We start from the raw sequence: 21,144 nt of genomic DNA on the forward strand, positions 1-21,144 counted from the left end.
TTGCGAGGCCTTTTTAACGACGCGGCAGGATTCACTTTATGTTACGGCCTGGCATGTTGCTTGCCCTGTCTCTGACAGGTACTTCCGTCGATGCGCTTCTACGTACTGCTTTCGCTATACGTAGGCATCCTAGCTACGCGGGGGCTTGGTCCCTCCCGCGACCGGACTTTCACCGGCAAGAAGATGCGTGCCTCTGGGCACGCTCAACGAAAAAAAACACTAAAGCCATCATCGCTTTAGTGTCTCGCACGGGTGATCATATGAAATAAGGAAAACGGCCCGTCAGGCGCCAAAATATCCCTCATTTGCTTTCACCCCTTCCATTTTTTATCAATTTATTGTATCCAATGATCCAAGAAAACGCAACGACTTCTTTCGAGCAACCAGTACCATCCTGTAGGCCGAGCTTTAGCCGGCCGCTCTCAAGTCATTATTCTAAAATTCCGCTCCTCGATGCTCTCTTGAATCGCCTCGTTGACCTTGTGGCCATCCCCCCATAACAGGGAGCGGATCATCAAACGTTCCGTTTCAAACCGATCGGGAAAGGTAAGTAAAATCGGATTCATGGCCATGGACGATCCTCCATTTATGGAATATGATTCCAAATATAGTAACACAGGACGCCGCGGCCCTACAACCCTTTTTTAATCATACTGGAATTATCGGTTCAATATACCAAATCGGCTGAGAAGCTAGTTACTTCCATGTAACTCCCGAACCTGAAGGTAACTAAGTCAATTCCATTTCAGCAATTACATTAACTTCCTATTGTTTCTATAATTAAGAAAGGTTGTACTAATTCATTAATTCGAGGAGGCTCTTACCTGATGCAATACCGGAGACTTGGCAACAGCGGACTTAAAGTCAGCGAAATCAGCTTAGGCAGCTGGCTTACTTATGGCGGATATGTCGGCGACGACCCTGCCGTTAAATCGATTGAACAAGCCTATGACCTGGGCGTGAATTTCTTTGATACCGCCAATATGTACGAACGCGGCGAAGCGGAGAAAGTGATGGGCAAAGCCCTCTCCCAATACCGCAGAGATTCCTATGTGCTTGCAACCAAAGTTTTCTATAAAATGGGCGAAGGACCGAATGACCGCGGCTTGTCCCGCAAGCATATTATGGAGCAGTGCGAAGCAAGTTTGAAACGCCTCGGTACGGATTATATCGATATCTACTACTGCCATCGCTACGATCCGGAAACGCCGCTGGAGGAAACCCTCCGTGCATTAGACGACCTGGTAACGCAAGGCAAGGTACTGTATATCGGCGTCAGCGAGTGGAACCGGCACAAATCGTCGAAGCTTATGCGATCGCAGGCCAGCTCCTGCTGGATAAGATCATCGTGAACCAACCGGTGTACAATATGTTCCAGCGTTACATCGAGAAAGAAATCATTCCTCTCGGCAAAAGCAAAGGCTTCGGCCAAGTGGTTTTCTCTCCTTTGGCGCAAGGCCTGCTCACAGGCAAATACCGCGTCGGTCAGCCGGTTCCGCCGGACAGCCGTGCCGCGAGCAAAAATTGGGGCGAGCGTCAGTTGAAGGAGTCCAACCTGATTAAGGTAGAGCAGCTCAGCAAAATCGCTGACGAGCTTGGCATTAAAGTTTCCCAGCTGGCGATTGCCTGGATCCTTCGCCAAGATAACGTGGCAAGTGCACTTGTCGGCGCGAGCCGTCCGGAGCAAGTGGTGAGAACTGCGCGGCTTCCGGCATTCAGCTGTCCGACGATGTACTGCAATCGATCGAAGAGATTCTTCAGAACTAAAGCAAGAACGGGAAACCCGGTGCCGCGGCTCTTGGTTTCCCGTTTTTATTAAGATTAGATTTCATCCACCAAGGCGCGTCCGGACCCACCTCGGCTGCAGTAAGCGGATTTCTGGGCACGTACTTTCGTTCATTCGTCCCCTCCGACACAACATAGGAAGAAGAATCGAGCACCCAGCTGGATCGTCCGGTGAACACGGCCTTGTCCTGAGTCACGGCACGGATTGTAATCGGTGCTTCCGGAGTGGCCTGCTCACGGAGGACGAAAGGCGCCTCGCGGTCGTACAATCCGTCATTAGATGTCGATCGTCGTACCCGGCACTGCATACTCAAGCGCTTCGGCCAGCTCCTCGCATGAGCTTACTTGAATGGCTTTTACGACGCGCCCGCCGGAGAAATGAACAATCCTAACTTCTATTTGGCTAATTCTCACCTTTCGTTTATAATTTTGTTATCTCACCATTCAAGGAGGAAATTCCCATGTCCCGAAGCGAAGCCAAGAAGAAACGAATGAAGCGTTCCCAGGAAGGCGGGCGGAATCCCGAGCTCAACCGATTGACCTGGAACGGCGTCCGGCCGGTTGAGAAAACGACTCCCACCCTATCCGAAAGCAAACGAAAAAGCGAAACCAAGCACAAGAGGCAATGGAATCCATCCCATGACGGAGATCGGATTCCATTTTTATTATCCGTCTCCTAAGCTTCAGGTCGTAGGATTACCATGTTTTGTTAATCGTTTGATATAATGTAATTAGATCTGAATCTAAGGAGATGAATATCGCATGCTGGATAAGAAACGCTTGGGCAAAACCGATTTGACCGTAAATCCGGTCGGACTTGGGGCTAACGCGGTAGGCGGGCATAATATTTATCCGAATCTGAATGAAGAGACTGGAAAAGAGGTCGTTCGCACGGCGCTCGAGAACGGAATGAACTTTATCGATACGGCTTATATTTACGGGCCTGAACGCTCGGAGCAATTGATTGGCGAGGTCATCAAGGAACGCGGCGACCGGCAGAACGCCGTCATTGCGACGAAGGGCGCGCATAAATTCGTTGACGGCAAGGTGGTTAAGGACAACTCCCCGGCATTCTTGAAGGCTTCGGTAGAAGGGAGCTTGCGTCGGCTTCAAACCGACTATATCGATCTGTACTATATCCATTTCCCGGACGACGATACGCCGAAGGACGAAGCCGTAGGCGCTTTGAAGCGGTTGAAGGACGAAGGCAAAATCAGAGCGATAGGCGTATCCAACTTCTCGATCGATCAGCTGCGGGAAGCCAATAAGGACGGCTATGTGGACGTGCTGCAATCGGAATATAATTTGTTCAAGCGAGGCGTGGAGCGAGAGATTTTACCGTATTGCGCGGAGCAGAGCATTTCCTTCGTGCCTTATTTTCCGCTCGCGGCCGGATTGTTGGGAGGAAAATACACCAAGGATACGACCTTTGAGGACGGACGGTCGAGAAACCCGATGTTCCAGGGAGAAGCGTTCGAACGCAATCTGGAGAAGGTGGACCGGCTCTGGGACATTGCGTATGCCAAGCAGGCTGAAGTCGCTCATGTCGTACTCGCATGGTATTTGACCCGGGACGCGATCGATGCCCTTATTCCCGGTGCGAAGAAGCCGGAGCAGGTAACGAATAATTTGAAGACACTCCAGGTTCAATTGACTCCGGAAGAAGTGGATGCCATCGACCGGATATTCCGTCCGTAGCTTGCTACCGGTACAGGAATCATGCCTAGGCTTGCTTTTTACCGTAAACCATTGTTGCCGCACGCACAAAATTTTCATCCGCTCTGCGGAAGTAATGTGCTATAATACGATTCATGCAGGCCTTCGGCGGAACCCCGGGGCCTGTTCTCGTGAAGAAATCGACACACAGCTAAGATGGGAGCGGCCGTAGTGGAAAGCGCAAAGAAATTTATTTATGTGGTATTAGCCTTCGTCGTCGTATCTTGGGGCCTGAATATCGTGATGGTCAAATTTTTGACGGAAACGACGCCTCCCTTCCTGGTAGCTGCGGTACGCATGCCGCTTGCGGGGCTGGCTCTTCTTCCGTTCGCGGTACGCAAATACGGATGGTATAAGCCGAATCCGAAGCAGTGGATCCTGCTGACGCTCGTAGGGATAACGTCCATCTTCATCCACCAGCTGTTCCTCGCCTCCGGCGTCGAGATGACCACCGCTACGAACGCTTCGCTCATTCTGGGTCTCAATCCGCTTACAACGGCGCTGCTTGCATCTCTATTCGTCGGCGAAAAAATGACGCTTCGCTTATCCTTGGGCATTGCCGCAGGCTTCACAGGCGTCGTGATCGTGGTCTTGTCCAGCGGAGGGGAAACTCCGGTCGCATTATCCGGCTGGGGCGATCTGATCATGTTCATTTCCATGCTGGGATATGTGGTCGGAGGGCTGCTGATCAAGACGGTATCGTCAACGAACATTCCTACCCTCGTCATTACCGCATACTCCACCCTGATCGGCGGATTGATGCTCAATGTCGGAGCGTTCATGAAATACGGGGCTTCCGCCTACGGTCAAGTTCATTTCAGCGGAATCGGCTGGGTCGTCATGCTGCTTTCTGCCTGGGTCGCCTCTTCTCTAGGCACTCTGGGCTGGAATCACGGCATCAAGCTGCTGGGAGCCAATAAAACGGCCATGTTCATTAACGGGATGCCGTTTGCCAGCATTGTCGGAGCCGTAATTTTCCTGAACGAGCGAATCCATTGGATTCATGTGCTGGCTTTTGCCTTAACTACGCTTGGAATCGTGATCGGCACTTTACAGTCCCGGGGGAACGCACGGAGCAAAACGGAACCGCCGCTTGTAACCACCGGCTCCAGATAGCATCCACATATTGAAGAGCGGACTGCCGTGAGCAGCCGCTCTTCTTCCATGATTAGGGATGAATCCATCCGAGCTCCATGCACGGATCGCCGTTTCGAATCGCGTACACATTGGATTCCAGCCATTGGCGCTGTTGATCGTTCGCATTCGGCCGGCTCCACGCGTCGAACAAAATAAGACAAAGCTCGCAGCGTCTCCGTTCGATAAATAACGGCAGCCGCGCCCATGGACCGGGAGCCTGCTCGTGCTTGCGCCGGTATCCGGTCATGAACCGGCGGAGCATGGATCCGGCAAATTCCGAAATTCGCTGTGAATCGGTCTCCGGCTGACCCCAGTTGCCGAATACCGAGGAATAGTAGACGGCAATCGCAATGTCATGCACGAAAAAATCGTAACCGGCATCATCGAAATCAAACGCGGTTATTGTTCCTTCGTCTACAAAAAAATTGCCGTTATGCAAATCCCGATGACATAACCCGTAAATATCCGGCGTCCGGTCCATCGATTGAATCAAGCTTTCCGTTTCTTTGTACTTCTCCCAGACGTCGAGCTTCTCCTTAGGCCAGGCTGGTGACGGCTGGTACAAGTTTGGGTCTGCGGACGACCTTGGCTCTACACCGGCCGGAACGGTATATTTCTTGGTCAGCGCATGCATGCTGCCGGTCAGCTCTCCCCATGCTTCGAACAGCTCCGGACCCCATTCCTCGCATCCGCCTCTCACCTTACGCCCCGGCGCTTTATCCCAGAGTGTCAATGTAAAATAACCTTCTCCCCGGTCGATCCTTTCTAACAAACTCCCTGACGGAAACAGCAAAGGTCTGCATACACTTACACCCTCAGACGCCAAGTAACGGACCCAATGCTGCTCGGAGGCAAGCTGCTCTTCCGACCGGTGGGAGCTGTGCGAAATTCGCAGGATCCCGCTGCTCCCGGAATCCATTAGGTATTCATAAATGACATTCTCGAATCCGCCGATATGGCGAAGCCGCTCCGCCGGGAGCTGCAGACGGTCCGCAGCGACGATCCGGATTTCCTCGCTAGCTTCTTTATGCCAGTCCTTCATGCGGCAGCCTCTTTCCCTAACGTCGTTAGACGTTTCAATAATGTGAAAATGATCAGTATATTTCACCATGATTTTACCATTTTATATCAAATGGTTGTGAGGAAAGTTTGGCTAAGGATCAAATTATCCTACGCGTGCAAGGCGGCCTGTCTCTTATAAAGATCCTCGAGCACCAGGCACGCCATCGCTTCCACAACGGGCACGATGCGCGGGCAGATGCAAGGATCGTGCCGACCGCGGGTTTCGATAATTCGTTCGGCTCCCGAGGTATCCAGCGTTTTTTGAGGAACCGAGATGGACGAAGTCGGCTTGACCGCAACCCGGAATACAATTTCCTGTCCGGTGCTGATGCCTCCAAGGATGCCTCCCGCGTGATTGCTAAGAAATCCCGACCGGTCCATGGCGTCGTTATGCTCGCTTCCCAGCATATCCGCTACGGCGAACCCCGCCCCGAATTCCACCCCTTTGATCGAGCCGATCGACAGCATCGCTTTGGCCAGCTCGGCATCCAGCTTATCGAATACGGGCTCTCCCAGTCCCGGAATCACCCCTTGAATCCGGCATTCCACAATGCCTCCGCAGCTATCCCCGATCGAGGATAGCTGCTTGATTTTGTCCGCCATGCGTGCAGCCGCCTCCGGGTCGCAGGCTCTGACTTCGTTGCGCTCGATCTCGGACTCATCGAACGTTCGGCAAGCAATCCCGCCGATCACTTTCGTATAAGCGAGGACGCGTACGCCTCTTAGTTCCAGCATTTTGCGGGCGACGGCTCCTGCCGCGACCCGTCCGGCCGTTTCCCGGCCCGAAGCTCTTCCGCTTCCGCGGTAATCCCGGATCCCGTATTTCTTCAGGTACGTAAAATCCGCATGACCCGGGCGAAAATGATGCCGGATATCGTCATACGCCTCCGGCCGCATATCTTTATTATGCAGCATAATAAACAGCGGGGTGCCGGTCGTTTTCCCTTCGAATATTCCCGAAAGGATGCGGATGACATCGTACTCCTTTCTTGGGGAGGTAACGGACGATTGTCCGGGCTTTCTCCTGTCCATTTGCGCTTGGATGTATAGCTCATTAAGCTCCACACCGGGCGTGACGCCGTCCACGACGACGCCCACCGCCTCGCCGTGCGATTCTCCGAAGGTCGTTATTTTGAATATTTCGCCATACGTATTGCCTGACATGATTCATCACTCCCGGTTTCGTCCATTGAATGGTTTGAATTGGCTTTATTATAAGCCCCGGCCATTCAATAGATGAAATCGAAATATTGCAATCATGATATAGATACTATTTATATCAAAATTAAAAAGACAAGATGTTTTACTATCCCGGGGCTCATCGTACCGTGATGGCTGCTCCCATCGAGCCTACGCAATCCGTGTCTCCTCCAAAGTTTGCGTTCTTGTGAAATTTACCTTTTACCGTTTCTCTTGCATGCCCGCAGCGGTTACCGGATCCGGTAAGCTTTGATGAAATTTATCCATGCGCTCCAGGGCGGTTTCCAGCTGGGACAACGATGTGGCATAGGAGCATCGGAGGAAGCCCTCTCCTCCCGCACCGAAGACGTCTCCAGGTACGGCAACCACCTTGGCTTCCTCCAGGAGCCTCTGGGCGAATTGCTCCGAGCTAAGTCCGGTATGCGCTATGGAAGGAAACACATAGAAGGAGCCGAACGGCTCATGACACGGGAAGCCGATATGCCTTAAACCCTGAACCATCAGCTTCCGGCGCCGGTTGTAGGACTCGACCATAAAGTCCTTCTCCTCCATCCCGTTCTTCAGCGATTCGATAGCGGCAATCTGGCCCATGGTCGGCGCGCACATGATCGTATACTGATGTATCTTGAGCATCGCCGAGATCAGTTCGGGATGGCCGCAGGCGTAGCCGACACGCCAGCCCGTCATCGCAAACGCCTTGGATAAGCCGCCGATCAGAAGCGTCCGGTCCTTCATCCCCGGCAGCGAAGCAAAGGATACATGCTTGCCTTCATAGGTGAGCTCTGCGTAGATTTCGTCCGAGATCACCACCAGGTTGTGTTCCTCTACGATTTTGGCGATCGGGAGCCAGTCCTCGTAAGTCATGACGGCTCCGGTAGGATTATTCGGATAGCTAACGATGAGCGCTTTCGTGCGGGGCGTAATCTTCTGCTTCAGCGCTTCCGGCGTCATCTTGAATTGATCCTCCGCCTTCGTCTCGACGCTAACCGGCTTCCCGCAGCCAAGCGCCGTAATGGGAGCATACGAAATATAACATGGAACGGGAATCAGGATTTCATCCTCTGCCGTGAGCAGGGCGCGCAGCGCCAGATCGATCGCTTCGCTGCTGCCTACTGTGACCAGTACTTCATCCGAAGGCTCATACTGGACCTTGAAGCTCGAAGACAAATATTCGGCGATCGCTTCCCTTAATTCGAGCAGGCCGGCGTTGGGCGTATAGGAGGTTCTTCCTTGATCCAGCGACCGGATACAGGCATCTCTCACATGTTTCGGCGTCACAAAGTCCGGCTCCCCTACACCAAGTGAGATAACGTCGCTTTTCCCATCGACCATCCCAAAAAATCTGCGAATTCCGGACGGCTGCATATCCCGCACCGCCGGCGACAACAAATCCCGCATCGAAAACAGACTCATCGTATTCCCTCCTCGTTTTGTAAAAAACAAAAAAACCCGCCCCTATAAGGGACGAGCTATTACCCGTGTTACCACCCTAGTTTCACTCCGATTGGAGCGACACTCTGCTACGTATCCATCAATACGCGTTCCTGTTAACGCTGGACATGCGTCGGAGCCTACTCAAGGTTCAGCCCGCTTCTCGGAGACGGCTTTCCGTTAACACCCGAACGTTGGTTTTCAGCTGCCCCAACTCTCTGTAAGATCAGATGTGTAACGTACTTTTTCTCTTCATCGAATTTCGTTATTCCGTTATGAAATTATTTGTAATCATAAACAGCATTTTATTGTTTGTCAACCTTTTTTTCCATAAACAGTTCGATAAAATGCTTCGCGCCCTTGCTTAAATACCGGTCCTTAAGCCATACGATCCCGGCATCCGATTGAAGCTCCGCATCCTCAAGACGCAGCACCTTAATTACCGGAATAGGGAACGAAGCCATGACCGATTCGGGAAAGAGGGTGGCTCCGATGCCCGCCGCGATCATCGATATAATGACAGCTACGCTGGAGCATTCGCAGATGATGCGGGGCTCAAAGCCGTGACGCCTGCATTCGCTCACCACTTTCTCATGCATGCCCGTCGTTTGATCCGTCTTAAGCGTTAGGAACGGCATATGCTCCAGCTCTCGGATGGACAACGTCTCCTGCCCCGGCCCCGTCCTCCAGCTGCCGGGAATAACGGCAACGAACGGATCGGATGGCAGACGGAGCACGGAGTACTGCGTATCCGCGGAGCCTTCGAAGGGCAGCCGGGCTACAACCAGCTCCAGATTCCGTCTTCGAAGCAGAACGTCCAACAGTGAATGATCGCCTTCCCTGATTTTGAATATGACCTGGGGATACTGCTCCCTAAACTGCTGAATTTGCTCAGGCATGAGCGAGATGCAAGAAACGACGGCTCCGATCGATAACACGCCTTGAATTCCTGCGCCTGTTTCTTTCACTTCCGTTATCGTTTCATTCAACTGCTCGATCAGACCTTCAGCGCGCTTCCGTAGAAGCTCTCCCGCCGGGGTCAGCCTCAGCCGCTTGCCGTCCCGTTCGAACAGCGCCGTACCTAGCTCCTGCTCCCACATTTTGAGCTGTCGGCTGAGCGGAGGCTGCTCCATATTGAGCGCCTTGGCCGCGCGAGTAATTTGGCCTTCCTTGGCAATGGCCAGGAAGTACCGCAGCTGACGGATATCCATCCTCCCACCCCTTTGCATACCTAAAAGGTATGATGATCCCACAAAACAGATATTTCAAATATACAAAAGTCCGTGATACCATTCAACTATCATTAGAGATTTATGGGAGGGTACTTCATGGAAGATCGAATCGAAATCAGCCTAAGCACGTGCAAGAAGTTGAAACCCGAGCCGGATCGGCTCGGATTCGGCAAAGCTTTTACGGACCACATGTTCATCATGGATTACGCCCCCGAAACAGGATGGCATCGCCCCCGGATTATCCCCTACCAGCCGATCCAGCTGGATCCGGCGGCCAAAGTGTTTCACTACGGCCAAACCGTATTCGAAGGAATGAAAGCCTATCGGACAAGGGAAGACAGGATTCTGTTATTCCGTCCCGGGAAGCATTTTCAGCGGTTGAACCGTTCGAACGAGCGCCTGTGCATCCCCCCGGTTCGTGAAGAACTGGCTCTGGAAGCGCTTAAGCAGCTGCTCCTGATCGATCGGGATTGGATTCCCGCAGAGGAAGGCACCTCCCTCTATATCCGGCCGTTCATCATAGCCACGGAGCCGCTGCTCGGCGTTGCGCCGTCCAATCATTATCAATTCATCATCATTCTTTCACAAGTCGGCGCCTACTATGCCGAAGGCATCCGTCCTGTGAAAATCATGGTGGAGGCCGATTACGTCAGAGCCGTGAACGGAGGAGTCGGCAGCGCCAAGACGGCCGGCAATTACGCCGCAGGCTTGAAAGCTCAAGAAACCGCTTCCGGGCTCGGGTATGCACAAGTGCTGTGGCTGGACGGCGTCCAACGGAGAAACATCGAAGAGGTCGGCAGCATGAACGTATTTTTCAAACTGAACGGCAAGCTTGTAACGCCTTACCTAAGCGGCAGCATCCTGGATGGAACGATTCGGGATTCGATCCTTCACTTATTGAAGCATTGGGAGATTCCCGTAGAAGAACGGATCGTGACGATAGATGAGCTGGTTGTCGCCTTCCGCCACGGGGGGTTCGAGGAAGCTTTCGGTACGGGGACGGCAGCCGTCATTTCTCCGATCGGAGAGCTTTACTGGCAGGGCGAGCGGCTGCTTATCGGTAAGGGCGATACGGGAGAATTAACCCGGCGGCTGTACGATACGCTGACCGGTATTCAATACGGCCGTCTGGCCGATCCCTTCGGTTGGACGGTTGAGGTGGCTGAATAACGGAAAGCTCACCTCCTGCGATGAGCTTCATCTGCAGGAGGTGAGCCTTTGGATGAATGGCGTTATCAGCCTGAGGTTATGCTTTCCAAACCTTATATTCGACCTTTTCATAGAGCTGAATGACCGCTTCGTAAAGTCTATTAAACCAAGCCCAGGAACGCATCAGCTTCCCGATCAGAAGTGCGCACACGATGCCGAGCAGAGCCCCGCTGATCACATCCAGGGGGTAATGAATCCCCGACCATATACGGGAGAACGAAATCGCCGCTGCGGCAGCGAGCCAGATGGAGCCGTCCTTTTTCCGCCAGAGCCAAATTGCGGTCGCCACGGCAAAGGATGCCGCCGCATGATTGCTCGGGAACGAGGAAGAAGCCTCATGCTGAATTAACTGAATGACATGATGATGCACGAATGGACGGTCGCGGTGATAGATGGCTCCGATCACTCCGTTCGTTCCTAACGCTAAGGCAGCGGACACCAAGGTCTGCACCACCATGCGCCGATTGGACTCGGTTCGGGTAAACCAATAGACGATGACGCCTAAATAGAACAGATAGTCCAGCTTTTCCGCAAAGAATGCCATGAACGGATTCAGTGCCGGGTAGCTTGCTGCAAACTGATTGATCGTTTGAAACCACTGATAGTCTAATTGTCCGAGATTCATGGTACGCTTCCTCTCTCTTACGTTCTCGATTCGTCCATTATACCCGGCAAATCTTAAGCTGAGCGAAAGCATTTATGAACAAAATATTAATTCATGATACTAAGTTCCCAATAAAAACAAAAAAGCTGCCGGCCGAAGCCGGTACAGCTCTTTATTGGTCAGCAACTCGATTCAACAAGCATCCGTTCCGTACTTGAAAATCGGGCTGCCCGCTGGAGGTATTATGTCGTGCTTCCGTGTCCCACAATACTGATTGCTTCTCACAATTATAATCAGGTGGTACGTGCCACGGCATCCCTTGAATGAAACCGGATTACCGGTCCATCCCACTCTGGTAAATGAGAATCCAATTTAACATAGTTACCATTCGTATATTCCCGAATGGCCGCTTCCCAAAAACGCTGGGCAATCTGATTTTCCCGCTCCTGCTTGACCTCCCATTGACCTTGAAAACAATTAAATAAAGTAAACGCGGCCGCTTTGCCAACGCCTAACCTTCTCCATTTGCGCATAATGAAAAACTCAGCAATATTTCTGGCATCGTCCCGGCACTTCAAACCAAGGTCAAAATTATTTACTAACGCAAATCCCGCAAGCTGACCGTTTACCTTAACCAGATACGCTGTTCTCCCCTCGCACTTCATCCCATGCTCTGTCCAATAATGGTCTAAGTAATTGTAATCGAATTGTCCGAAGGGGTTAGGGTCCGCCAGCGTGTATTCACTGGTATCATATTTGTAATACTGCATTAGATTCCTAAGGATCGGCTTCTGATCAACCGTTGCTTGAAGAATTTCAATGTTTAACTTCTCATGATTTTTCATCAAAGATTTACTCCTTAACATGTTGTGATGACCGCGAGTAGCCTGAAACAAAGCCCAAGCCGGTCTTACCCAAAGAACGAATCCGGATACCGCAGCTCACCTCGCATCGGAGTTTGTCCTTCCTCTAGCTGACAGACCAAAAACACTTCGTCAGGCACCTGAAACTGCTTCAAGTCAAACCCTAGACGTCTCGCAGCCTGAAAGCCGAATTTCGGATAGTACTCGGGATGACCGATTAGAAAAACGAGCTCGGCTCCCCATGCTTTGCATCGACCTAGCCCTTCCCGGATCAATGCGCTTCCGATCCCTCTTCTCTGGCAGCCGGGGGCTACGGCAATGGGGGCCAGTACGATCACTTCCCGAGTCGTTTCCTCGCCGACAAGCTTCGCCTTGCTGAATAATGCATGGCCTACGAGCTGATCGCCTTCTATCGCGACGAGGGACAGCTCGGGAATAAACCCTTCGGAGGACCGGATTTTTTCGATTAATCTCGATTCATTCTCCCTGTTCCCGAATGCCATATAATTCAAACGATATACTTCTTCGTGATCACTGCTCTGCTCCGTTCTGATGAGCATACTCATACCCCCGCCTTCCTTTTCAAAACCATTATTTCATACGATCGAAAGACGGATTAGATAAAAATTCGTTGTAACCGTTTTTCCCTATAAGTCGAATCGTTCTAACAAGCTGACCATATATTCGTCCAGCCGCTCCATCATCAGCCGGTCCGTCAATCCCGTCATCCCCAAAGCAATATAGCCGGGAAATACTTCCGGCGGCCCGAATAAAATATCCATTAACGATAAGAGATCCCAATAAGGGTCGTAGCAAAAGGATGCTCCTGCGTGCACCAAGTAAGCGGACAGAAACGCATCGGCAGCCGCGACGCCGTACAGCTGCGCCAAATTTACCCTGCAATGGCCGATGTCAATGCCGGCCGGCCCGCGGCACGCGTTCACCCAGTCGACAACCCCGCTGACGGTCGATCCGTGCCACAGCACATTCGCCGGGTGATAATCCCGGTGGATAAAACACGGCCGGACTTCAGGACGAGGACCCCGAACCAGGTCGACGGCCATTTTCCACTGGTCCTTCTTGTCGGACCACTCCGGGATCTCCAGCCCCTCAAGGTTCTGGTATGTAAAATAAGCCCAAGGAAAGTCGTCCGCTTCGACCGCATGAATCCTAACCAAGGCTTCCGCCAAGCCGCTTATCCATGGCTTCATATCCCGAGGATTCAAGACGACGTTCCCTTCCAGCTTCGTCATAAGCACGGTCGGCAATCCACAATGAAGACCCGTTTCATCGTAGGCGATGATTTCCGGCGTCGGTACGCCGGCACGAGCCGCCTGGCCGAGAGCCTCCGCTTCATGCCGCGCGAGATCAGGCTCTTGCTCCAACCAATCCTTCTTATGGAATTGTCGCAAGACAAAGCTCTTGACTTCCTTGCCGATGCCTACCGAAATTTGGTGTACGATGGATGAAGTGCCACCCTGCAGCCGCTCTGCGGATAAAACCCGTGCCCGCGGATCGACGGCCCTTACGGCCCACGCCCGTACGCGTTCCGGCAGCTCTTGCTCATGGATATCATTCATTCGTGCTCGTCCCCCTTATAAACTCAGTATGAATAAAGCCCGTTTGACGGCGAGGCGTTCCTTTTTACTTGACCCCATCCTTCAAGATGATGACGCCGTCTTTTTTATTGTATCGCTTCGTCGCTTCTTTTACGATCTCGTTGCCGCCCAGCTCCGGATAGAAGCCGATCCCGGGAAAACCTTCTGAAGAACGCATTCATATAAATCTAAAAAAGATGACGCCGATTGAATACCGACGTCATCTTGAAGCTGTCCATTTGCTGAATAATGGGACCGTCCGGGACTGCATAAAAATCAACAATGGACGGACAATCGTTCCCACCTAACATGTTTACAACTGCTGAATCAAAGTTTACGACCTCCGAGGAGCTTAGCCGGTGACCAGATCTGATCCTCTGTTGCTCCCTCCAGCAGCAAAAGATCGGTTAACCGATCAATCCGTTTCCCGATATTCACGAGGTGGTGCGAGTCAGTCCCTGTCATAAGAGGGCATCCTGTCTTGATCAAGGGCCGAACGACATGCTGCAAATAATCTTCGTTGATGGCGTCGTCCTTAAACATGGCCCATGCCGGTATTTCCAGTGCGGTTTGGTGAATTCGGGCCTCAACCCCCGCTTCCTCAATCCACTCCGGTTTCAAGAGATCACAACTAAATTTGAACACTTTGAATACCCCCACCCAAGGATGTCCAATCGCATTCAAGTATGGATTACGTATCGTGTTGATCAAATTTTGTTGGGCAAAATACAAAATATCAGTAGGCGATTTTGATAAATCCGGACCTTCTACCCAATCCAAATGGTAATGATGAATCCCGGCCATTACGTAATCCAGAGACTTATAGATTTCCGGATTGCCTGTAAGTTCTCCCGATAGTGTCGTAACATCCAACTCAACGCCTATCCAAACTTTAAGGTCTGTTTCTGTCAACTTAGACAATTGACTACGATTGTCTGCAAAAATAGCAGGGTCAATATGCGGGTGAAGATGATCGGTTATCCCAATACCATCTACGCCCGCGGAAACCGCTGCTTCCACCATAGTTTGTACGGTATTGTCCTCATGAGCGCAGCGGGAATGATTGGAATGCATGTGCAGATCGACTAACATCGTTATTCCTCCCATTTTTTAAAGAGATTTTCTAATTTAATGTTTACATGCGTGCTGGTATTAGAGGATAAGTATGGATGCTCTCCTTGCAGTTCGTAAGTTTCCTTGCCGAATTGCGCTTGAATCCGCCAAGCCGTATTGTTCGGATACCACCAGCGGTCTTCATACGGCTCTTTGATTCCGTCAAGCGGCATTTCCTCACCGTAGCCCCATAATTCAAACCGCGTATCTTCCCCCCATAGATGGGCAACCGACAATTCATGACTATACGTATTTTCGTTATCATAATAAACCGCATCAGACTGCATGACGGAATTATCCTCGGTTTTCACATATACTGAGTACCACCCACTTTCGACTACCGGACAATCAGCTCTAAAATGCACCTTCCGAGTGGAATCCGGGTACCAGAGCCAGCCGAGACCGTACTCGCTTCCCTTTTCCATTTCCGTTACGGGAATTTTCCCGGATGAAAGTTCATCGCCCATTTCAGGAGAAAATCTTTTATAGACTTTTCCATCTTTTAGCAATAGTACTTCCTTTAACGATTGATCCGGGGATACGGTGATGATGAGATGAGCGAAGAAATCCCGTCTTAGATAAACAAAACGTCCATGGTTGCTGATTTCCAGCAAAACTGCAGCAGCGGATTGGTTTGACGCTTGGACCGGATCAAAATAGATCGGGCTAGTGATGCACCAATTTCCTTTCTCATCCTCTACTCTCAGCAGATACCAACTTTTCTCCTGCTCTTGGAAAGAATAGTCGAGATTCATAACACCGTCAGCTGCTGTAGTATCGAATTCTTTGATTACTTGACCCTTGCGGTAAAGTTCGACCTTCTTAAGAGGGTAAAGACTCCGAATTTCCGCTTTAGCCTTATAAGGAAGGTTCTCGCTTACCGTGATCGTATCGCCAACTTGATGGCCGTCAATTGTGAAGAAGGCATATACCGGTCCTCCATTTGTCGCGAAGGTACGCCCTTGCCGCAGTGCTTCCACGATCGCGGAGTAAGAAAACTCCGAGGCTTGACAATAAACTCTTCTATCGCCCGGAGTCAACGTATTGATGCGTTCAAGAGTGCTATCCGTATAACTACTGCACGCGACCTTGTTGCCCAGGTTTAGTATAGAGTACCAAAGCAGCTCAGTTGCTTTCGAATCGACATCGTACATATCTGCGCATCGGCCAAGCACAGCATCTGAAAAAGCCTCGGTAGCTCCCATCCAATGAAGCTGGTGAACCGGAGTGAGAGGATGCGTATAAGTTACGACCCCTCCGAGTCGATGGACCGCCTCCGCAATCGCCTGGCCGGGAAACACATTTTTCCTGATTTCATCCATTTCTTCCTGGGATATGGAGTTCTTAATGCCGGGCGTAATGAAATGTCCGATATAACAGCCGGCACCCAGCTCGCGAGCGAATTTTAACAAGAAGTTCTCCGTGCTGAATTGTTCTATATTGTCATAGGAAACATGAGATCCCGATTCAGTTATGTAACTGAGACCGTTGGCTCTCCCTTGCAGCGCTGTGTAAGCGAGCCCTGTCTTCATCTTAGCGACTTGGTCGTGCTGCGAATGTACGTGGTTATCGCCGCTGTACCAACCTCTCTTTTCCGGCGAGAACCAACGATACAGGAAGGCGCGTATAGAAAGCTTTTTACCGGCAACAACAATCATCGAAAAGGTTAAAGGTTTATAATTCGGACCGTTCTGTATGGAAATTTCGGTTTTGCCTGGGGGAACTCTGACAGAAAAGCGGCCTTCCGTGAAGAAACGCCCATCCGCATAAACTCCGTTATCGCCCCCTTCAGGGTGACTCCCGTCGCTAGCCGTCACCACTACTCGCGCCGGCAAAACTTGCCCATCATGGTCAGCTTTAATCTCGACTACAATCTCCGCTAGGTCCGTAAACGCAGCGGTTTCCTCATCCAAAATTTGATAGCCGCTATTCATTCTAGTTTTATTTAAGTGGCGGGTCATTTTTTCGACAACCATTTTGTTAGGAAAGTAATCCCCGCAACGATATATGTAATCTTCCCCTACCATATCGTTATTAAATTTGCACCAACCGACACCTACGCCTGCGCTGCGGCTCTTCCCTACATGACAATGAACAGCCATCAGGTCGCAGCTTTTATGTTTATTGAAAAACTCTATAATCTGCGCAGCGTCTTCATCTGAAAATAACTTATAGCCTCCTGTCATCTCGTCGTAGTCGCTTTCCAGTGTTTGATTGTTGGCAACTTGCTCTTCGGTATAATCCAAAAATTTCAATTCCAGAACATCTTGGTACAGATCACGATTTTTCAATTCTTCAAACTGTCTTTTAGGATTGACAATTCGAATCATCACATTGTATTGACCTTCTTCAGGCTTAAACTCCATTGCATTCTCATAGGAAAAAATTTTAAAATTCATATTGACGCTCCTCATAGCCTTTTAAATAGAGATAAGAGTTTAGGATCTACTTGTGCGCTGGTCTGAGAAGGTAAATATTGTCCACCGTGCATTTCATAGTTTTGTTCCCCGAAGGTTGTCATGATTCTCCAAGCTGCATTTTTCGGATACCACCATCGATCCTCGTAAGGCTCTTGGATTTCTGCAAGCGGCATCTCCTCGCCGTATCCCCAAATCCGGAACTCCGTATCTTTACCGGTGAGACGACCAACCGACATTTCATGACTGAGAGGGTTTGTTCTATCGAAATAAATGGCATCCGAATGGATGATCTCTCCGCCAGCCGTTTTCACTCGTACCGAGTACCAACCGCTCTCGGTTACAGGGTAATCCGCTTGAAAATGAACCTTACATGCAGCCTCCGGATACCAAATCCATCCTGGCCCATATTCACCGCCCAGCTCCAACTCCGTTACGGGGATCTTGCCTGCCGCCAGTTCGTTGCCTGCTTCCGGCTTAAAGTTCCTGACCGTATGTTCATCCTTAAGCAATTCTACCTCTATGATCGAATCATCCGGAGATACCGTAATCAGCATATGCGCGAAGAAATCTTTGCACAGGTGAATAAACCGCGTATGATTACTGATTTCAAGTAAAACGGAAGATGAAGAAGAATGGATGGAACCTGACTTTAATTCCATATATATCGGGCTTGTAATACACCAATTCCCTAGCACGTCTTCAGCTCTGAATACATACCAATTTTCCCCGGTTTCCTGAAACGGATAGATAAGGTTAACCTTCCCGGCTTGTCCGGAAATATCAAACGATTGAACCACGTTTCCTCTACTGTAAAGTTCAGCCTTTTTCAGCGGATATAAGCTCTGAATTTCGATCCGGGCCGTAAAGGAATCCCCCTCATCGAATTGAATAGAGTCGCCGGGCTCGCTATCATCGATCGTAAAGAAAGTAAAGACCGGTCCTCCGTTTGTCGCGAAAGTATGCCCTTTCTTCATAGCATCAATAATGGCAGAATAACTAAAATCGGAGGCATGACAGTAAATCCTTCTATCTCCCGGTGTCAGTGTGTGCTTTCTTTCGAGGGCACTATCGGTATAACTGCTGCAAGCCAGCTTGTTGCCCAAATTCAAGACGGTAAACCAGAGAAGCTCCGTCGCTTTGGAATCGATGTCAAATGCATCCGCGCACCGTCCCAACACGGCGTCCGAATAAACGGCCGTAGCCCCCATCCAGTGCAGTTGATGAGCCGGAGAGAGCGGATGCGTGTAGACGACCAAACCTCCCTGTTCGTGCACGGCCTCCATGATGGCCTGAGTAGCCAGCGGGTTCTTCCGGATGACGGCCATCCTGTCATCGTCAATATCTTTAGAAATACCAGGTGTATTCACATGCCCAGCAAAGCAATGCATCCTCAACTCTCGCGCATACTTGAGCAGGAAGTTGCCGGTACTCAGTTGGTCCATATTGTCATAGGAAACATGAGAGCCGGCTTCCGTAATAAAATTCAACCCGTTGGCTCTTCCTTGCAAAGCCGTGTACTCCAGTCCGGTTTTCATTTTGGCCACTCGGTCATGCTGGGAATGTACATGATTGTCGCCGCAATACCACCCTCTAGCTTCCGGCGAGAACCACCGGGCCAAATAGGCACGGATAAACAAGGTTTGCCCTTTCGAAACATCCAATGAAAATTGAAGAGGAATGTAGTCGGGGCCATTTTTGATTAAAATATCAATCGTTCCCTCGGGTACCGTGATAGAAAAATTCCCGTCCACAAAAAAGCGCCCATCCGCATAAACGCCATCCCCTGATCCGTCCGGATGACTGCCGTCGCTAGCGGTAACCACTACCCGAGCAGGCAACGTCTTAGGAGTCGATAATTCCGCGGATCCATCCAAGATCTCCGCCGTGACCTCTGCCACTTCCGCTGGATTCGATATTTCATCCCGAACGACTTCGTACCGGCTATGTTCGTTACCCTTATTTGCCAAATTGATTTGTACCATAGTAACGAGCCTCCTTGTCAAATTAATTATCCCTTCACGCTGCCTAAAGTGATCCCTTTAATAAAAAACCGCTGTAAAAACGGATATACCACCAAAATCGGCAAGGCTGCGACAAAGATCTCTGCGGAGTGGATCGTCCGGTTGGAGATGAGCGCCAGCTTCTGCGCATCGTCTTCCGTCATAAAGCGCGGATCGGCCACGATAACCAGCGTTTGCAGGAAGCTCTGCAGAGGCCAATGCTCCGGACGATTCATGAGAATTAACCCGTCGAACCAGCTGTTCCAATGGCCTACCATACTGAAAAGCGTAATGGTTGCCAAAGAAGGTAACGATAGCGGAACAAATATTTTCCAGAGGGTTGTTAAGTGGCCGGCGCCGTCGATCCTGGCCGATTCTTCAAGTTCCTTCGGCAAGCCGCGGAAAAAATTAAGCATTAAAATCACATTAAACACCGGTACCGCCCCCGGCAGCACCAAAGCCCAGATCGTATCGAGCAAGCCGGTCGCCTTAATCGTCATGTACCACGGGATGAGGCCGCCGCTGAATAACATGGTTATCACAAAAAACCAAACATAAACGGTTCTCCAGCTAAAATCTCTCTGCTCCTTGGACAGCGGGTACGCAATGAGCAGCGTCAAAATCAAGTTGATCGAAGTGCCTAGCAGTACCCTTTCGACCGAAATCCAAAAAGACCCTAAAAATTGCGGCGTGCTTAATACGTGCTGATAGGTCGCCATTGAAAATTCAACCGGCCATAATTTTACGGTTCCGGCGGCGGCAGCCGAGGACGAGCTAAGAGAAATGGCAAGAATATTAAGTAGCGGAATGATACAAAGCAGCGCAACCGAACCCAAAAACGCATAGTTAAATGCAAGGAACAATCTTCTGCCCATAGATAATCGGTATGCCAAATCGGGTTCCTCCTCTCCTAAAATATTCTGTAATTAGCAAACCGATAGGCCAACCAGTAAGAGAGCGAGATAAAAATGAAAGACACTACGGATTTGAACAATCCGACAGCGGTAGCCACCCCATATTGAGACTGCAAAAGACCTATTCGGTAAATAAACGTATCGAGAATATCGCCGCTTTGATATACTTGAGGATTGTATAAATTAAACACTTGATCAAAACCGGCATTCAAAACGCTGCCTAAGCTTAATGTGCCGAGCAAGACGATGATCGGCAATATGCCCGGCATAGTGATGTGCCACGTTTGTTTCCATCGGCCAGCCCCGTCGATCTCGGCAGCTTCATACAGCGCGGGATTAATGCCGGTTAATGCCGCCAAATAAACGATCGTGCTGAAGCCGAATTCCTTCCACACTTCGGAAACGACGAGAACGTACGGAAACCACTTGTTGTCCCCGAGAAAAAAGATCGGATGAAGTCCGAATGCCTTCAGCATCTGATTAACAATACCCGTGGAAGGGGAAAGAATGTCAATGAGAATCCCACCCAGAATAACCCAGGAGAGGAAATGCGGCAAATAAATCAGCGTTTGGACGCTTCTCTTAAATAGGGCATTTCTTACTTCGTTAAGAAGCAGAGCGCTGATAATAGGCGCAATAAATCCGGCAATGATTTTCATCGTTGCGATATAGACCGTATTATAAAGAATCTGTCCCGTATCCGGCAGCTTCATGACGTACTTGAAATTATCCAACCCGATCCACTGCGAGCCGAATATTCCTTTAACAGGTATGAATTTTTCAAAGGCAATGACTACTCCTACCATCGGCACATAATGATAGATTATGACTAATAGCAGCCCCGGAAGTATCATCAAATG

The 21,144-nt window shown here is 50.4% G+C and carries 19 protein-coding genes, 2 pseudogenes and 1 other annotated feature; of the genes and pseudogenes, 5 read left to right on the forward strand and 16 right to left on the reverse strand.

What is annotated here, in order from left to right:
• Window positions 1-446: 446 nt before the first annotated feature.
• A pseudogene (locus O9H85_RS06745) lies at window positions 447-566 on the reverse strand (GNAT family N-acetyltransferase); the annotation flags it as partial.
• A gap of 261 nt (window positions 567-827) precedes the next feature.
• Here O9H85_RS06745 and O9H85_RS06750 point away from each other — a divergent pair.
• Window positions 828-1,767 (forward strand): annotated as a pseudogene (locus tag O9H85_RS06750) (aldo/keto reductase family protein).
• Here O9H85_RS06750 and O9H85_RS06755 read toward each other — a convergent pair.
• A complete protein-coding gene (locus O9H85_RS06755; protein WP_269880548.1) occupies window positions 1,764-2,099 on the reverse strand; it encodes a hypothetical protein in 336 nt (111 codons plus the stop codon). The pseudogene O9H85_RS06750 and the gene O9H85_RS06755 sit on opposite strands and share 4 nt — an antisense overlap.
• 147 nt (window positions 2,100-2,246) lie before the next feature.
• Here O9H85_RS06755 and O9H85_RS06760 point away from each other — a divergent pair, with 147 nt between their 5' ends.
• From O9H85_RS06760 to O9H85_RS06770, 3 genes are all read left to right on the forward strand, one after another.
• Entirely contained in the window at window positions 2,247-2,465 is a 219-nt protein-coding gene (locus tag O9H85_RS06760) for a hypothetical protein (protein ID WP_269880549.1), read from the forward strand.
• A gap of 82 nt (window positions 2,466-2,547) precedes the next feature.
• Window positions 2,548-3,483, forward strand: coding sequence for an aldo/keto reductase (locus O9H85_RS06765; protein WP_269880550.1), 936 nt, complete (start codon window positions 2,548-2,550; stop codon window positions 3,481-3,483).
• 189 nt (window positions 3,484-3,672) lie between these two features.
• On the forward strand, window positions 3,673-4,617 hold the full coding sequence (locus O9H85_RS06770) for a DMT family transporter (protein ID WP_269880551.1): 945 nt from the start codon (window positions 3,673-3,675) through the stop codon (window positions 4,615-4,617).
• Window positions 4,618-4,669: 52 nt separating this feature from the next.
• On the opposite strand, the gene O9H85_RS06775 is transcribed toward O9H85_RS06770, so the two are convergent.
• From O9H85_RS06775 to O9H85_RS06790, 4 genes are all read right to left on the reverse strand, one after another.
• Window positions 4,670-5,680: a phosphotransferase enzyme family protein gene (locus O9H85_RS06775; protein ID WP_269880552.1), complete on the reverse strand. Its 1,011-nt coding sequence runs from the start codon at window positions 5,678-5,680 to the stop codon at window positions 4,670-4,672.
• Between the two features lie 128 nt (window positions 5,681-5,808).
• Window positions 5,809-6,864, reverse strand: a complete 1,056-nt coding sequence (gene aroC, locus O9H85_RS06780) for a chorismate synthase (protein ID WP_269880553.1) — start codon at window positions 6,862-6,864, stop codon at window positions 5,809-5,811.
• Between the two features lie 237 nt (window positions 6,865-7,101).
• Complete coding sequence (locus O9H85_RS06785; RefSeq protein ID WP_269880554.1) at window positions 7,102-8,313, reverse strand: aminotransferase class I/II-fold pyridoxal phosphate-dependent enzyme; 1,212 nt, start codon at window positions 8,311-8,313, stop codon at window positions 7,102-7,104.
• A gap of 44 nt (window positions 8,314-8,357) precedes the next feature.
• Window positions 8,358-8,596: a binding site (T-box leader), on the reverse strand.
• 40 nt (window positions 8,597-8,636) lie between these two features.
• Window positions 8,637-9,542 carry a LysR family transcriptional regulator gene (locus O9H85_RS06790; RefSeq protein WP_269880555.1) on the reverse strand — a complete coding sequence of 302 codons (906 nt, stop codon included), beginning with the start codon at window positions 9,540-9,542 and terminating at the stop codon, window positions 8,637-8,639.
• A 117-nt stretch (window positions 9,543-9,659) separates the two neighbouring features.
• Between O9H85_RS06790 and O9H85_RS06795 the strand changes: the two genes are divergently transcribed.
• Complete coding sequence (locus tag O9H85_RS06795) at window positions 9,660-10,733, forward strand: branched-chain amino acid aminotransferase (RefSeq protein WP_269880556.1); 1,074 nt, start codon at window positions 9,660-9,662, stop codon at window positions 10,731-10,733.
• Window positions 10,734-10,809: 76 nt separating this feature from the next.
• On the opposite strand, the gene O9H85_RS06800 is transcribed toward O9H85_RS06795, so the two are convergent.
• The 10 genes from O9H85_RS06800 to O9H85_RS06845 form a co-directional block, all read right to left on the reverse strand.
• Window positions 10,810-11,397 (reverse strand): undecaprenyl-diphosphatase, encoded by a 588-nt coding sequence (locus O9H85_RS06800; protein ID WP_269880557.1) that lies wholly within the window; start codon window positions 11,395-11,397, stop codon window positions 10,810-10,812.
• A 272-nt stretch (window positions 11,398-11,669) separates the two neighbouring features.
• Entirely contained in the window at window positions 11,670-12,221 is a 552-nt protein-coding gene (locus O9H85_RS06805; protein ID WP_269880558.1) for a GNAT family N-acetyltransferase, read from the reverse strand.
• A 65-nt stretch (window positions 12,222-12,286) separates the two neighbouring features.
• Window positions 12,287-12,805, reverse strand: a complete 519-nt coding sequence (locus O9H85_RS06810; protein ID WP_269880559.1) for a GNAT family N-acetyltransferase — start codon at window positions 12,803-12,805, stop codon at window positions 12,287-12,289.
• A gap of 81 nt (window positions 12,806-12,886) precedes the next feature.
• Entirely contained in the window at window positions 12,887-13,819 is a 933-nt protein-coding gene (locus O9H85_RS06815; protein ID WP_269880560.1) for a phosphotransferase family protein, read from the reverse strand.
• A 64-nt stretch (window positions 13,820-13,883) separates the two neighbouring features.
• Window positions 13,884-14,015 (reverse strand): hypothetical protein, encoded by a 132-nt coding sequence (locus O9H85_RS06820; RefSeq protein ID WP_269880561.1) that lies wholly within the window; start codon window positions 14,013-14,015, stop codon window positions 13,884-13,886.
• 149 nt (window positions 14,016-14,164) lie between these two features.
• A complete protein-coding gene (locus O9H85_RS06825) occupies window positions 14,165-14,929 on the reverse strand; it encodes a PHP domain-containing protein (RefSeq protein ID WP_269880562.1) in 765 nt (254 codons plus the stop codon).
• A gap of 2 nt (window positions 14,930-14,931) precedes the next feature.
• Window positions 14,932-17,349: a CehA/McbA family metallohydrolase gene (locus tag O9H85_RS06830; protein WP_269880563.1), complete on the reverse strand. Its 2,418-nt coding sequence runs from the start codon at window positions 17,347-17,349 to the stop codon at window positions 14,932-14,934.
• Window positions 17,350-17,360: 11 nt separating this feature from the next.
• A complete protein-coding gene (locus O9H85_RS06835; RefSeq protein ID WP_269880564.1) occupies window positions 17,361-19,352 on the reverse strand; it encodes a CehA/McbA family metallohydrolase in 1,992 nt (663 codons plus the stop codon).
• Between the two features lie 26 nt (window positions 19,353-19,378).
• The gene (locus O9H85_RS06840; RefSeq protein ID WP_409348113.1) at window positions 19,379-20,263 is read right to left on the reverse strand and encodes a carbohydrate ABC transporter permease; all 885 of its coding nucleotides are present in this window, start codon (window positions 20,261-20,263) and stop codon (window positions 19,379-19,381) included.
• 17 nt (window positions 20,264-20,280) lie between these two features.
• Entirely contained in the window at window positions 20,281-21,138 is an 858-nt protein-coding gene (locus O9H85_RS06845; RefSeq protein ID WP_269880936.1) for an ABC transporter permease, read from the reverse strand.
• Window positions 21,139-21,144: the final 6 nt, after the last annotated feature.

It is taken from the genome of Paenibacillus gyeongsangnamensis (assembly GCF_027533625.1).
In the GTDB taxonomy this organism is placed as follows: Bacteria; Bacillota; Bacilli; order Paenibacillales; family NBRC-103111; genus Paenibacillus_G; species Paenibacillus_G gyeongsangnamensis.